We start from the raw sequence: 13,261 nt of genomic DNA on the forward strand, positions 1-13,261 counted from the left end.
CAGGAAGGAGATGCCATGGTCACCTTCGTCGACCGTGTGACCCTGCATCTGCGCGCGGGCAAGGGCGGCAACGGCTGCGTGTCGGTGCGTCGAGAGAAGTTCAAGCCCCTCGCGGGACCCGACGGCGGCAACGGCGGCAACGGCGGGGACGTCGTGCTCGTCGCCGACCCCCAGGTCACCACGCTGCTGTCCTATCACCACTCACCCCACCGTTCCGCGGGCAACGGCGGATTCGGCATGGGCGACAACCGGTCGGGCGCCGCCGGCGAGCACCTCGAACTGCTGGTGCCGGTCGGCACCGTGGTGAAGGACGTCGACGGTACCCCTCTGGTCGATCTCGTCGAGCCGGGAACCCGGTTCATCGTCGCGCCCGGCGGCCGCGGGGGACTCGGCAACGCCGCACTGGCGAGTCCGAAGCGCAAGGCCCCCGGGTTCGCTCTCCTCGGTACGCCCGGGTGGGAGGGCGATGTCCTCCTCGAGCTGAAGACCGTCGCCGATGTGGCTCTGGTCGGGTTCCCGTCGGCCGGCAAGTCCAGCCTCATCGCCGCCGTCTCCGCCGCCCGCCCCAAGATCGCGGACTATCCGTTCACGACGCTGCACCCGAACCTCGGTGTCGTGGAGGCCGGAGACGTGCGCTTCACCGTGGCCGATGTCCCCGGTCTGATCGAGGGCGCGAGCGAGGGCCGCGGGCTCGGTCTCGAGTTCCTCCGTCACGTCGAACGATGCAGCGTCCTCGTCCACGTCCTCGACTGTGCGACGCTCGACCCCGGGCGCGACCCGCTGAGCGACCTCGACGTCATCGTCGCCGAGCTCGCCGCCTACCCCGTCCCCGACGGACAGACGCCGCTGCTCGACCGGCCGCAGGTCGTCGTCCTGAACAAGGTCGACGTCCCGGAGGCGCGGGACCTTGCCGATCTCGTCCGCCCGGATCTCGAGGCGAGAGGGTACCGCGTCTTCGAGATCTCGACCGTGAGCCGCGAAGGCCTCCGGCCGCTGTCGTTCGCCCTGGGCGAGCTCGTCGCCGCGCACCGCGCAGCGCAGGCCGCGGCCCCCGCACCGGAACGCATCGTGATCCGCCCCACCGGGGCGGACAAGGCCTTCGACGTCCGCGTCGAGGGCGGAACATGGGGCGACATCTACCGGATCATCGGAGAGAAGCCCGAACGCTGGGTCCAGCAGACGGACTTCACCAATGACGAGGCGGTCGGCTATCTCGCCGATCGTCTGGACCGCCTCGGCGTCGACGATGCGCTCTACCGCGCGGGCGCCACGCCGGGGGCGACAGTGGTGATCGGCGCCGGAGACGGCGTCATCTTCGACTGGCAACCCGCGCTGAGCTCGGCCGCCGAACTGATGACCGCCCCGCGCGGCACCGATCCGCGCCTCTACCAGGGCGGACGCCGCACGACGAGCGAACGTCGCGAGAAGTATCACGAGCAGATGGACGCGAAGGCGCAGGCGCGCGCGGAGCTGGAGGCCGAGCGCCGCGCCGAGCAGCACGGGTGGGATGTGGAGGAGGACGCGTGAGCGCCCTCGTCCGGACCGACATCCCCGGCGCGCGTCGGGTCGTGGTGAAGGTCGGGTCCTCCTCGATCAGCGGTGAGAACGCGCACAAGATCGGCCCTATCGTCGAGGCCCTGTCCGTGGCGCACGCGCGGGGAACCGAGGTCGTGCTGGTCTCCTCCGGTGCGATCGCCACGGGGATGCCGTTCCTCGCGCTCGAGGAGCGACCGAGCGATCTCGCCACCCAGCAGGCCGCCGCCGCGGTCGGGCAGAACATGCTCATCTACCGCTACCAGGAGTCGCTTCGTCCGTACGGGATCGTCGCAGGACAGGTCCTCCTGACCGCGGGCGACCTGGAGAACTCCACCCACCGCTCCAACGCGCGACGCGCCATGGAGCGACTGCTGGGCCTTCGCATCCTCCCGATCGTGAACGAGAACGACACCGTCGCCACCCACGAGATCCGCTTCGGCGACAACGACCGTCTCGCGGCGCTCGTCGCACAGCTGATCGGCGCCGACGCCCTCGTCCTCCTCAGCGACATCGAGTGCCTGTACACCCGCCCGCCGGGCGAGCCGGGGGCGCGTCCCATCACGGACGTCGAGGTCGGCGATGACCTGCGCGGCTACGAGTTCGGCTCGGTGGTCGTCAACAGCGTCGGAACCGGCGGCGCGGCCACCAAGGCATCCGCGGCACGTCTCGCCGCCGCCGCCGGTGTCGGCGTGCTCGTCACGAGCGCCGACCTCGTCGGGCCCGCTCTCGAGGGCGCACCGGTGGGTACGTGGTTCCACCCGGATCCCGCGCCGCGTCCTGCGTCCATGACGGGTTCGGTCCGAGCCGTCGATAGGCTCAAGGGATGACCGCCACCGTCACCACCGCCCGCGAACGGATGGAGCTGGCCAAGGCTGCCTCGCGTGAGGTCGCGCTCCTGTCGGATGAGCGCAAGCGCGACATCCTGCTCGCGCTGGCGGAGTCGATCGTCGACCGCACCGACGAGATCGTCCGGGAGAACGCCGAGGATCTGTCGCGAGGCCGCGCGAACGGCCTCAGCGAAGGGCTGCAGGATCGCCTGCGCCTGGACGCATCGCGCGTCGCAGCCCTCGCCGCGGCGGTCCGCGACGTCGCCCAGCTCCCCGACCCGGTCGGCCGAGTCCTGGACGAGCGCACCATCGGCGGCGGCGTGCACCTGAGCAAGGTCAGCGTGCCGTTCGGGGTCGTGGGCTCCATCTACGAAGCCCGTCCCAATGTGACGGTCGACATCGCCGCCCTCGCCCTGCGGTCGGGGAACGCCGTCGTGCTGCGGGGTGGAACCGCGGCCGAGCGGACCAATGCCGCCCTGGTCGCGGCGATGAGGGACGCGTTGCGCGCACAGCGTCTGGATCCCGAGGCGATCCAGACGCTCGACGACCTCGGCCGCGACGGTGCACGGGATCTGATGCAGGCACGCGGACTCGTCGACGTCCTGGTCCCGCGGGGGAGCGCGCAGCTGATCGAGACCGTCGTCACCGAATCCCTGGTGCCCGTCATCGAGACCGGTGCGGGTGTCGTCCACATCCTGCTCGACGCGTCCGCGCGCGAGGACTGGGCGCGCGAGATCGTCGTGAACGCGAAGGTCCAGCGACCGAGCGTCTGCAACGCGGTCGAGACGATCCTCATCCACCGTGATGCCGCCGACCGACTCGTGCCGGGTGTCGTGACCGACCTCCAGGCGAGGGGCGTCACCGTCCACGGAGACCCCGAGGTCGCTACGCGAGCCACGGGCGTCGTACCGGCCACCGATGCGGACTGGGCGCAGGAGTACCTGAGCCTGGACGTGGCCATGCGCGTCGTCGACGACCTCGACGACGCGCTGACGCACATCCGGCGTTTCTCGACCCAGCACACCGAGGCGATCGTCACCGAGGACGCCGGAAGCGCCGAGCGTTTCCTCGCCGAGGTCGACGCCGCCGTCGTGGTCGTGAACGCCTCCACCCGGTTCACCGACGGGGGCGAGTTCGGGTTCGGCGCCGAGGTGGGGATCTCGACGCAGAAGCTGCATGCGCGCGGGCCGATGGGCCTCCCCGAGCTGACGAGCGTGAAGTGGCTTGCGCGAGGCGCCGGGCACGTCCGGGCCTGACGGCCTAAACTGGAATCGACTGCGCCCCGCGGCCGACACTCGAACGGAGCACGAATGACACTCGCCACGATCCTCACCCTCGCTGCGGAGGAAGCCGAACACGGCAACGTCGCGCTGGAGACCGTCGGATACGGCATCGTCGCGCTCGTCGTCTTCGGTGCGCTCGCGCTCGTGACCGTGTCGTACCGCAACGTCGCCAACCGCCACTCCCACAAGGCGGAGGCCTATGCCAAGGCCCACGCCAACGACATCCAGCGGGCAGGACACGGGCACTAAGCCCACCGCATGACGACGACACGGGCCCCGCGGATCGGGGTGATGGGCGGCACCTTCGACCCCATCCACCACGGTCACCTCGTCGCGGCGTCCGAAGTCGCCCAGTCGTTCGACCTGGACGAGGTGGTATTCGTCCCGACGGGTGAGCCCTGGCAGAAGACCGAGGTGTCGCCCAGCGAGCATCGGTATCTCATGACGGTGATCGCCACCGCTTCGAACCCCCGATTCACCGTCAGCCGCGTGGACATCGATCGGGCGGGGCCGACGTACACCATCGACACGTTGCGCGACCTCGCGGCGCAACGACCGGGTGCAGAGCTGTTCTTCATCACCGGTGCGGACGCGGTGGCGCAGATCTTCAGCTGGCGGAACCACGATGAACTGTGGGCACTCGCCCACTTCGTCGCGGTCTCCCGCCCCGGGCACGTCCTGAACACCTCGGGGCTCCCCAGCGACGACGTGAGCCAGTTGGAGATCCCCGCTCTCTCCATCTCGTCGACCGACTGCCGTGATCGCGTCGAACGCGGACACCCCGTGTGGTACCTCGTGCCCGACGGCGTCGTCCAATACATTGCCAAGCACCACCTCTACCGGAGCAAGGAATGAACACGCCCGAGCAACCGGCCACCCCGCCCCTCACCCGCAAGCAGCTGCGCGAGATCCGCAACACCGGTGCGACCCCGGTGATCCTTCCCGCGGATGCCGACGCCCACGCAGCCGCCGCCGTCGAGGCCGAGACGGCCCCCGCGCCGGCGGAGGACATCGCGGCACCCGCAGACACCGCGGCGCCGGCCGAAGCCGATGCGATGGCGAGCGAGCCCGACGCACACGCCGAGGACGCTCCGGCATCCGTCGCCGTCCCCATGATCGAGGCCATCCCCGCGCCGCTGCCGCGCGCAGCGGCGGAGCCGAAGATCGCCGAGCCGCCCGTACCCGACTCGTCGGTCGATCTCGGCGCGGCGCCGCTGACCCGCCGCCAGGCTCGGCAGCAAGAGCGCATCCGCACGGCATCCGTCCCCGTCATCACGCCCGAGATCGCTGCCGCGTCGCTCGCCGGCTCCGCTGCGCGCGCCGAAACCGAGCGATCGTCCGACCGCGCCGACGAGCCGTCTTCGCAGCACGACGCCGATCAGCGTGACGCCTTCGGCCAGAAGCTGAGCGACGCGGACGAGGTGCCCGACGCCGAGGAACGCCCCGTCGTCGGCGCCGCCTTCGGGGCGGATCTGCTCGCTGGGGAGACCCCCCCGGTCGAACTGCCGCCGTCGTTCGACCAGCTTCTCGCACGCTCTTCCAGCGGTTCCGCCACAGCTTCCAACGCGCTCATCATGACGCAGACGCCGGAGGTGTCCGCGCTCGTGGCCCCGGTGACCGCCACCGGCGAGGTCCTCATCACCGGCACCTTCAACCTGCCCGAGGGCCTCGGCTCCACCGGCCATGCGCTCGGGACCGCCGACGGCAAGGACGTCGACGCCGTCCTTGTCGACGGCGAGCTGCCGGCGCACTCCTCGCCCACACCGATCGCGGCCAGCGCGGCGGTCAGCACCGTCAAGACGCCCGGAGAGATCATCACCCCGCCGGCCCCCGAGAAGGGGAGCCGCCTCATGATGACCCTGGCCATCACGGCGGGAGCACTCGCCCTGGCTCTCGTGGGCGTCCTCATCCTCGCATTCGTCACAGGAGTCTTCGCATGACCGACCGCACCGCACCCCGAGAGATGCTCGCCCTCGCCGCCGCCGCCGCCGACTCCAAGGGCGGCGAGGACCTCGTCGCGCTCGACGTCTCAGGGCCTCTGCCGCTCGTCGACATCTTCCTTCTCGTCACCGGTCGCAATGAGCGCAACGTCGCCGCCATCGCCGATGAGATCGAGGACCGACTTCTGGAGCACGGCTTCAAGCGCCTGCGCCGCGAGGGCCGTCAAGAGTCGCGCTGGATCCTCCTCGACTTCGGCGACCTCGTGGTGCACGTCTTCCACGAGGAGGAGCGCATGTACTACGGCCTCGAGCGCCTCTGGAAGGACTGCCCGGTGGTGCCCATCGAGCTCCCCGCCCCGACGACCGCGGACTGAGCTCGGTTCGTCGGGACGCTCCGGATGTTGTAAGCTGGGGGAGTTGCCCCGGGAGCTCCGGGAAGACGTCAGGGCCTGTGGCGCAGCTGGTAGCGCACCTGCATGGCATGCAGGGGGTCAGGGGTTCGAGTCCCCTCAGGTCCACCAACAATCCCCCCGTAAGACTCGGGGGGATTTCGTCTTTCGGTGCGGCCTGCATCGCCGCCTCCACTACGGTGAGCACGTGATCACCACGCAGCCGCGCTGCCCGCACTGTCGCGGGTTCGTCTATCTCGACACCCTTAACTGCCCGCGCTGCGAAGGGGAACTCGGCTACCACGTCCTCACACGGCAGTTCCACGGCATCCGTCACGGACGCGTGGTCATCGACGGCACACAGTGGTACGCATGCTCGAACCGCGAGTGGGCCTGCAACTGGCTGGTGAGCGAGGACGCGCCGGCCGGACGGTGCCTGTCGTGTCGCCTGACCCGGCGACGCCCGGAGGCCGACGACACCGTGGCGCTGGACAAGCTCGCCCGCACGGAAGAGGCCAAGCGCAGGCTTCTGCTCCAACTTTCCGACCTGGGGCTCCCGATCGCGCCGTGGCACGCGAAGGAGGGCGGGCTCGGGTTCGATCTGCTCTCGAGCATGACCGACGGCACGCCGGTGACGATCGGGCACGCGAACGGCATCATCACGCTGGATCTCGCCGAGAGTCTCGATGATCGGCGAGAGGCGCTGCGGATCCGTCTGGGCGAGCCGTACCGGACGATGCTCGGACACCTCCGGCACGAGTCCGGGCACTATTACCAGAACGTCCTCCTCACCGACGACGGTGCCTGGTGGGCCTGTCGTGATCTCTTCGGCGACGAGCGATCGAGCTACCGCGACGCTCTGAACCGGCATTACCGTCTCGGTGCTCCCGCGAACTGGCACGAGTCGTTCATCTCGGAGTACGCGACGATGCATCCCTGGGAGGACTTCGCAGAGACCTTCGCGCATTACCTGCACATCACCGGGACTCTGCAGACGGCTGCGAGCGTCGGCATCCATCTGGATGCCGGGGCGACGGCCTTCCGCGACACGGACGTCATCCCCCTCGCCTCGTACCGGGAGGAGTCGATCCAGCGGCTTCTTGACGACTGGGAATGGATGGCGCAGGCCTTCAACCGGACGAACCGCTCCATGGGGCACGGCGACCTCTACCCGTTCACCCTCGTCGCCCCGGTCCGCCGGAAGCTCGCGTTCATCCACGACCTCGTGACCCGGGCACCTCTGAATCCGGAGGAGCAGATCGCGATCGCGACAGCGACCGCGATCGACTCCGAGCGCACCTGAGAGACCGCGCGTACCCTGGAGGGATGATCACGCTCCGACGCGCGGCCGCTGTCGGCGTCCTCCTCGCCGGCGCCGTCGCGGGAGCCGGTCTCACCCCCGCGCACGCGGAGGGCGACGCGGCATCGGAGTCGAGCGCGCGGGGTGCCGCCACGGCCGCGGGCCCGGGCGAGCTGACCGCACGCGCCCAGGAGATCGTGGCCGGGATGGACACGGCCGAGCGCGCAGCGGCGGTGGTGATGGGGCATCTTCCGAGCACGGACCCGACCGTCCTCGCCCAGTACATGCGCGATACCGGGATCGGCGGGTTCATCCTCATGGGCGCGAATGTGCCCGGTTCCGAAGACCAGCTCCGCGCTGTGACCTCGGCACTGCAGGCGGATCCGGACCTTCCTCCGCTCATCGGCATCGACCAGGAGGGCGGCGACGTCTCCCGCCTGCCGTGGGACGACAACGCCGGGGCCCGCACGCTGAAGAACGCCCCGGTCGAGGAGGCGGCGACGGCATTCGCCGCGCGCGCGGCGCTCGTCGCCCGCGCGGGCGCGACGGTGAACTTCGGGGTGGTCGCGGACGTGACGGACGATTCCGGCATGTTCATCTATCCGCGCGCCCTCGGCACGACGCCGCAGTCCGCTGCGGATCACGTCGTCGCGGCTGTCCGGGGCGAGGCCGGCCTCGTCCTCTCCACCGTCAAGCACTTCCCGGGCCACGGTGCAGCACCCGGCGACTCGCACCAGGGCATCCCGACGACGGCCATGACCCGCAGCGAGTGGGAAGCTCGTGACGGTGCCCCGTTCCGGGCGGCGATCGAGGCCGGAGTCCCGCTCGTGATGCTCGGCCACCTGGCCTACACCGACGTCGACGTGGTGCCCGCCTCCCTCTCCACCGCGTGGCACGACGTCCTGCGTGAGGATCTCGGCTTCACCGGCGTCGCCATCACCGACGATCTCGGGATGCTGCAGGCCTCCGGCATCCCTGCCTATGACGATCCGATCGCCAACGCGGTGACGGCGCTCCGGGCGGGCAACGACATGGTCCTGTCGGTGATGTTCACCACCGCCGACACCGCTCCGGCGATGGTGGCCGGGATCACCTCGGCCGTCGAGGCGGGCACCCTGCCCGCCGAGCGGCTCGAGGAGGCCGCCACTCGCGTGACGACTCTGCGTCTGTCCGTCGCCGCGCAGGGGGACACGTTCATGCCCTGCGGGGAATGCGCCGACATCCCCTAGGAGTCCGTCGACGCTCGAGGCGCGGCGATGCCGATCAGGCGTCGTCTCAGATCCGCTCCGCGCTCCGAGAAGATCTTCTGAAGTCGGCCGTACTCTGCTTTGCCCGCGGGGGTCTCGATGGCGATCGCCGTGTATCCCCAGTCGGTCAGATCGTAGGGGGACGCCCGCATGTCGACCTGGCGGATGTCGCGTGCCAGCTCGAAGCAGTCGAGGAGAAGATCGCCCGGGACCAGGGGGCCGAGTTTGACGGCCCACTTGTAGAGGTCCATCCCGGCGTGGAGGCACCCGGGTTGTTCGGTCTCGATCTGGGTGGCGCGCGTGAGGGGGAGGGGATTCCGGGGCACCGCCGCCGGCGTGAAGAAACGGTAGGCGTCGAAGTGCGTGCACGCCAGCTCGCTCGATTCGACGACCGCATCGGTGGCGTCGGAGCCGAGCCGCAGGGGGACATCATGGCGGATCTGGGGGGAGCGGTAGACCATCGCCCACTCATGCAGGCCGAAACACCCGAATCGCGCTCGCCGTCGCGACGTGGCGACGAGGAGCGCGTGGATGCCGCCGATGAGGGCGCCCTTCTCGGTCCGCAGGGCCTCCGCGTCCACGCGGAGGTCGTGGGGCGATCCCGCGCGGCGGTACCACCGCCACGATGCGCGCTCGGTGTCGCCGGCGCTCTCGAGGACGACACCCTCACCCGGATGCCAGCGACGAAGAAGAGCAGGCTTGTAGCTGTAGTACCGGAAGAGGAAGTCCTCCACCGGATGCCGCTCCCCGCGGGTCGCGCGGTCGCGGTGCGCGCGAGTCATGTCATCCGCACGGTGCTGATGTCGGCTCTCGAGGCACCGCCACTCCTCGGCAGCGAGGGATGCCGAGGCGGTCTCCTCGACGATGACGACGGTCATCCGGCGTCCGGTGCCGGCTCGATGAGCTGGGGGCCGTTATTGCGGACGTTGCCGACCGCGGTCCCGACCACACGGTCATCGAGGGTCTGGACCATGCCGGGAGCGGCATCCATCGCCGCGTCGAGGATGTCGCCGACGTTCTCCGTGGACGGATCCAGCCAGGCGTCAGCGTGATCGGCATCGACCATCAGCGGCATCCGATCGTGGATGTCGGTGAGCGCGCCGGTGGAGGAGCGGGTGAGGATCGTGAAGCTCAGCACCCACCGGGCCGGATCATCGTCGGCGCGGGCCGGATCCCGCCACCATTCGTACAGCCCGGCGAGGAAGATCGGAGCATCGTCGGCGGCGTGCAGGTAGTGCGGCACCTTCCCCGCAGGCCCGCTCTTCCACTCATACCAGCCGGAGCACGGCACGATGGCGCGGCGCGAGATCAGGGCGTTCCGGAACATGGGCTTCTGCTCGAGCTCCTCGGCCCGCGCATTGAACGCACGCGCGCCGACGGAGAGGTCCTTGGCCCAGCCGGGCACCAGGCCCCACCGTGCCGCTTCGACCCGACGGAGCGGCGGCTCGGACTTGATCGAGTCGAGCACGATGGTCGCGCGGTCGGTGGGGGCGATGTTGAACGACGGTGCGGGAAGGTCGTCGGAGATCACATCCGCACGCAGCACCGACACCAGCTCTTCACCCGCTCGGGCGACGACGAAACGACCGCACATGCCCGAAAGCCTACGCGCGAGCGCCGACGCCGGTCAGCGGGAGAGGAGTCCCACCTCGCGCAGGCGGTCGAGGAGTCCCGCGCCATCGGACTCGCTCACCCACGGAACCTCCGCGGCGGCGTGGTCGTTCACGGCGGTGCGGCCTCCCGCGAGGACCGCTTCGGCCGGAGAGAGCTTGCGGATCGCGACGGCCGCGACGTTGTTCGGGTGCTCGTCGGTGAACGTCGTGTAGATCTCGTCGTCGTGCTGCCCGTCGTCGCCGACCAGAAGCCAGCGCACATCGGGGAACTCCTCCGCGAGCCGCCGGAGATTGGCGAGCTTGTGGGCCATCCCGCTGCGGAACCATCGGTCGTGCGTCGGTCCCCAGTCGGTCAGCAGCAACGACCCCGGCGGGAAGAGGTGACGACGGAGGAAGCGATTCAGGGTCGGGGCGACGTTCCACGCCCCTGTGGACAGGTAGATGACCGGGCACCCGGGGTGCTCGCGGACGACCCGCTCCATCATCACCGCCATTCCCGGCACGGGCTGTCGGGCGTGCTCATCCAGGACGAAGGAGTTCCACGCCGCCACGAAGGGGCGAGGAAGCGCCGTGACCATCACGGTGTCGTCCACGTCGGACACGACGCCGAAGCGCGTGTCCGCGCTCACGACGAAGACGCGGAGGGCAACGGGCTCTCCCCCCTCGACCGTGACCTCGACGGTCTGCCACCCGGCGGGAAGAGAGGCGGGAAGGCGCGTGTCGATGACGCCACCGCGGTCTGCGACCACCTCGTGCGTGCGGTCGCCGATGCGGACGGTCACCTGGGCGTAGCCGACCGGCACGGCCACGAAACTCCGCCATCCGCGGACGCTCTCCCAGCCGCCCGACCGCCGACTGCGCCCCCCCGCCCGGGGCGGCACGATGAGGACGCGCCCGAGCACGCGCACCCAGTCCGCGCCCCCGTATCCGGGGAAGGGCGTCACCGTGGGGGTGAGTCCCCGCGCACGCGCGCGGCGCTCACGCCACGCGTGGAAGCGGTACTCCCATCGGGCGAGCCAGAGGACCTTGGGACGATCGGGGCGGGGGGCGCGCGAAGCCATCGGTTCAGTCTTCCATGTCCTCGCGCGGGGCCGCGGCAGGCCCCGTGGCCTCGTCGTCCGCGACGAGGTGCTTGCGTTCGACCCGCTCGATGATCTTCTTGGACACGAACACCAGGACGAGGAAGACCAGGATCACGCCGACGAAGAGGTACCCCGCGAAGTGGATGCGGTCGGCGAGCTCCCGGTACGTCCCCGCGGCGGCGGCAGCGACGCCGACGTAGAGGAATGCCCAGATCGTGCACGCGGGCACCGTCCATGCGAGGAAACGACGGTAGGGATATCCGCTCATCCCCACGGTGAGGGGGACCAGCGAGTGGAGGACCGGAAGAAACCGCGACAGGAAGATCGCGGGACCCCCGCGACGCCGCAGGTAGCGTTCCGATCGGACCCAGTTCTCCTCGCCGATGCGACGACCGAGCCGTGACCGTCGGATCGCCGGGCCGAGCCAGCGGCCGAGGAAGAACCCGATGGTCTCTCCCGCGAGCGCCCCGACGATCACCACGATCCCGAGCACGACCCCCTCGGCGACCGTCGCGACCGCGGTGCCCGCCACGATCACGATCGTGTCACCGGGGACGACGAGACCGACGAGCACGCTCGTCTCCAGCATGATCGCGACACCGGCGACGATCGTGCGGATGATCGGATCGACGGACTGCACCGTGTCCAGCAGCCACGTCAACACCTCATTCACATCTTCGAGCCTAGAACGCCGCCGACCCCCTCTAGCCTGGTGAGCGTGACAGCGTCGGCAACGGTGGAGAACCCGGAGTGGGTCGACCCCGAGGCGGTCTTCGTCGCGTGGGAGCGCTCTGCGCAGGACATCTTCTGGCTGGATGCCGGTCCCCACGCGACCGCCGGGTGGAGCTGGATCGGCACGGGGGCCGTCACGTCCGTCGACGTCGTCGCCGGACGGACCGCCGGGGGAGGAGCCACGACCGCGGCGTTCGCGGGTCCGCTCGCGGGCGGATGGGTCGGCTGGATGCCGTACGACCAGGCTGCGGCACGCGCGGGAGCACCGGCGCGGGAAGAACCGGGCCTCGCCGAGGGACGGTGGATGAGCGTCGAGTCCGCTGTCGGCTTCGACCACGCCGCGCGTCGCGTCTGGATACGGGCGGCCCCCGACGACGTCGACGTGCTCGCGGACACGCTGCACCGCGCTTCTCAACCCGCCCCGCCGCGGCCCGCACCACCCTCCCGCGCCCGTGCCCGCCACACACCGGAGCGCTACCGGCAGCTGATCGAGGCCTGCCGGGACGCGATCCGGGAGGGCGATGCGTACCAGCTCTGCCTCACGACGCGGTTCGAGGTCGACGACGTCGAGGACGCGGCATCCGTCTACCGTCGTCTGCGTTCGAGCGCGCCCGTCCACCACGGCGGTTTCGTCAGGATCGGCGGGACGAGCCTTCTCAGCGCCAGCCCCGAGCAGTTCCTGGGCGTCGCGGGCGGCCGCGTGCGCACGCGCCCGATCAAGGGGACCCGCCCGCGCGGCGCCACGCCCCTCGCGGACCGCACGCTCGCCGCCGAGCTCGCCGCCGATACGAAAGAACGGGCGGAGAACGTGATGATCGTGGATCTCATGCGCAACGACCTGTCGCGCGTGTGCGAGCCCGGCTCGGTCGTCGTCGAGCACCTGCTCGACGTCGAGACGTACTCCACGGTGCATCAGCTGGTCAGCACCGTGTCGGGACGCCTCCGGCCCGCCGTCACGGTCGGCGACCTCTGGGCCGCGACCTTCCCCGCCGGCAGCATGACCGGCGCGCCGAAGCTTTCCGCGATGACCCTCCTCCACGCTCTGGAGGGCGCTCCCCGCGGCGTGTACTCCGGCGCGTTCGGGTGGGTCGGCGCCGACGGATCCCTCGACCTCGCCATGACGATCCGCTCGATCGTCCTCACCGGAACCTGTGCCTACGTCGGGGCGGGCGGAGGGATCACCTGGCGATCCCGTGCGGATGCCGAAGTCGCCGAAGTCGGCATCAAGGCGCGCGGCCCCCTCGCGGCGCTCGGCGCGACCCTCCCCGCGGGCTGGTGAACGGCCCGTTCCGCTAGCCTGGTCGTTGCGCTC

Annotated in this window: 14 protein-coding genes and 1 tRNA gene; 11 read left to right on the forward strand and 4 right to left on the reverse strand. The window is 70.4% G+C overall.

Annotated elements, in window-relative coordinates; all coding sequences use genetic code 11:
- Positions 1-15 precede the first annotated feature (15 nt).
- From obgE to ABXJ56_RS13395, 10 genes are all read left to right on the forward strand, one after another.
- Positions 16-1,527, forward strand: a complete 1,512-nt coding sequence (gene obgE, locus ABXJ56_RS13350; protein WP_354000228.1) for a GTPase ObgE — start codon at positions 16-18, stop codon at positions 1,525-1,527.
- Positions 1,524-2,363, forward strand: coding sequence for a glutamate 5-kinase (gene proB, locus ABXJ56_RS13355; RefSeq protein WP_354000229.1), 840 nt, complete (start codon positions 1,524-1,526; stop codon positions 2,361-2,363). Before obgE ends, proB begins: the two co-directional genes overlap by 4 nt.
- Complete coding sequence (locus tag ABXJ56_RS13360) at positions 2,360-3,619, forward strand: glutamate-5-semialdehyde dehydrogenase (RefSeq protein WP_354000230.1); 1,260 nt, start codon at positions 2,360-2,362, stop codon at positions 3,617-3,619. Before proB ends, ABXJ56_RS13360 begins: the two co-directional genes overlap by 4 nt.
- Positions 3,620-3,673: 54 nt before the next feature.
- On the forward strand, positions 3,674-3,895 hold the full coding sequence (locus tag ABXJ56_RS13365; RefSeq protein ID WP_053548264.1) for a hypothetical protein: 222 nt from the start codon (positions 3,674-3,676) through the stop codon (positions 3,893-3,895).
- A 9-nt stretch (positions 3,896-3,904) separates the two neighbouring features.
- Positions 3,905-4,501, forward strand: a complete 597-nt coding sequence (nadD, locus tag ABXJ56_RS13370; protein WP_354000231.1) for a nicotinate-nucleotide adenylyltransferase — start codon at positions 3,905-3,907, stop codon at positions 4,499-4,501.
- Positions 4,498-5,586 carry a hypothetical protein gene (locus ABXJ56_RS13375; RefSeq protein WP_354000232.1) on the forward strand — a complete coding sequence of 363 codons (1,089 nt, stop codon included), beginning with the start codon at positions 4,498-4,500 and terminating at the stop codon, positions 5,584-5,586. Before nadD ends, ABXJ56_RS13375 begins: the two co-directional genes overlap by 4 nt.
- Complete coding sequence (gene rsfS, locus ABXJ56_RS13380; RefSeq protein ID WP_354000233.1) at positions 5,583-5,960, forward strand: ribosome silencing factor; 378 nt, start codon at positions 5,583-5,585, stop codon at positions 5,958-5,960. Before ABXJ56_RS13375 ends, rsfS begins: the two co-directional genes overlap by 4 nt.
- A 71-nt stretch (positions 5,961-6,031) precedes the next feature.
- Positions 6,032-6,107 (forward strand) — tRNA-Ala (locus ABXJ56_RS13385).
- Positions 6,108-6,183: 76 nt separating this feature from the next.
- Complete coding sequence (locus ABXJ56_RS13390; protein WP_354000234.1) at positions 6,184-7,278, forward strand: zinc-binding metallopeptidase family protein; 1,095 nt, start codon at positions 6,184-6,186, stop codon at positions 7,276-7,278.
- A gap of 23 nt (positions 7,279-7,301) precedes the next feature.
- Positions 7,302-8,504, forward strand: a complete 1,203-nt coding sequence (locus ABXJ56_RS13395) for a glycoside hydrolase family 3 N-terminal domain-containing protein (protein WP_354000235.1) — start codon at positions 7,302-7,304, stop codon at positions 8,502-8,504.
- On the opposite strand, the gene ABXJ56_RS13400 is transcribed toward ABXJ56_RS13395, so the two are convergent.
- The 4 genes from ABXJ56_RS13400 to ABXJ56_RS13415 are packed head-to-tail and all read right to left on the reverse strand — an operon-like array spanning position 8,501 to position 11,890.
- Positions 8,501-9,400: a 3-methyladenine DNA glycosylase gene (locus ABXJ56_RS13400; protein ID WP_435405002.1), complete on the reverse strand. Its 900-nt coding sequence runs from the start codon at positions 9,398-9,400 to the stop codon at positions 8,501-8,503. The genes ABXJ56_RS13395 and ABXJ56_RS13400 overlap by 4 nt on opposite strands.
- Positions 9,397-10,116, reverse strand: a complete 720-nt coding sequence (locus ABXJ56_RS13405) for an SOS response-associated peptidase (RefSeq protein ID WP_354000236.1) — start codon at positions 10,114-10,116, stop codon at positions 9,397-9,399. The genes ABXJ56_RS13400 and ABXJ56_RS13405 overlap by 4 nt, the downstream gene beginning before the upstream one ends.
- A gap of 33 nt (positions 10,117-10,149) precedes the next feature.
- Positions 10,150-11,196, reverse strand: a complete 1,047-nt coding sequence (locus ABXJ56_RS13410) for an App1 family protein (protein ID WP_354000237.1) — start codon at positions 11,194-11,196, stop codon at positions 10,150-10,152.
- 4 nt (positions 11,197-11,200) lie between these two features.
- A complete protein-coding gene (locus tag ABXJ56_RS13415) occupies positions 11,201-11,890 on the reverse strand; it encodes a DedA family protein (protein WP_354000238.1) in 690 nt (229 codons plus the stop codon).
- A gap of 45 nt (positions 11,891-11,935) precedes the next feature.
- Between ABXJ56_RS13415 and pabB the strand changes: the two genes are divergently transcribed.
- Positions 11,936-13,228, forward strand: coding sequence for an aminodeoxychorismate synthase component I (gene pabB / locus ABXJ56_RS13420; RefSeq protein WP_354000239.1), 1,293 nt, complete (start codon positions 11,936-11,938; stop codon positions 13,226-13,228).
- The last annotated feature ends 33 nt before the right edge of the window (positions 13,229-13,261 follow it).

It is taken from the genome of Microbacterium aurantiacum, from assembly GCF_040532595.1.
GTDB lineage: Bacteria > Actinomycetota > Actinomycetes > Actinomycetales > Microbacteriaceae > Microbacterium > Microbacterium chocolatum_B.

What these genes read in the sequence shown, in the direction of transcription:
- obgE (WP_354000228.1), top strand. Translation starts at nt 16, where the DNA reads ATGGTCACCTTCGTCGACCGTGTGACCCTGCATCTGCGCGCGGGCAAG.
- ABXJ56_RS13360 (WP_354000230.1), top strand. Translation starts at nt 2,360, where the DNA reads ATGACCGCCACCGTCACCACCGCCCGCGAACGGATGGAGCTGGCCAAG.
- ABXJ56_RS13365 (WP_053548264.1), top strand. Translation starts at nt 3,674, where the DNA reads ATGACACTCGCCACGATCCTCACCCTCGCTGCGGAGGAAGCCGAACAC.
- nadD (WP_354000231.1), top strand. Translation starts at nt 3,905, where the DNA reads ATGACGACGACACGGGCCCCGCGGATCGGGGTGATGGGCGGCACCTTC.
- ABXJ56_RS13375 (WP_354000232.1), top strand. Translation starts at nt 4,498, where the DNA reads ATGAACACGCCCGAGCAACCGGCCACCCCGCCCCTCACCCGCAAGCAG.
- rsfS (WP_354000233.1), top strand. Translation starts at nt 5,583, where the DNA reads ATGACCGACCGCACCGCACCCCGAGAGATGCTCGCCCTCGCCGCCGCC.
- ABXJ56_RS13395 (WP_354000235.1), top strand. Translation starts at nt 7,302, where the DNA reads ATGATCACGCTCCGACGCGCGGCCGCTGTCGGCGTCCTCCTCGCCGGC.
- ABXJ56_RS13400 (WP_435405002.1), bottom strand. Translation starts at nt 9,400, where the DNA reads ATGACCGTCGTCATCGTCGAGGAGACCGCCTCGGCATCCCTCGCTGCC.
- ABXJ56_RS13405 (WP_354000236.1), bottom strand. Translation starts at nt 10,116, where the DNA reads ATGTGCGGTCGTTTCGTCGTCGCCCGAGCGGGTGAAGAGCTGGTGTCG.
- ABXJ56_RS13410 (WP_354000237.1), bottom strand. Translation starts at nt 11,196, where the DNA reads ATGGCTTCGCGCGCCCCCCGCCCCGATCGTCCCAAGGTCCTCTGGCTC.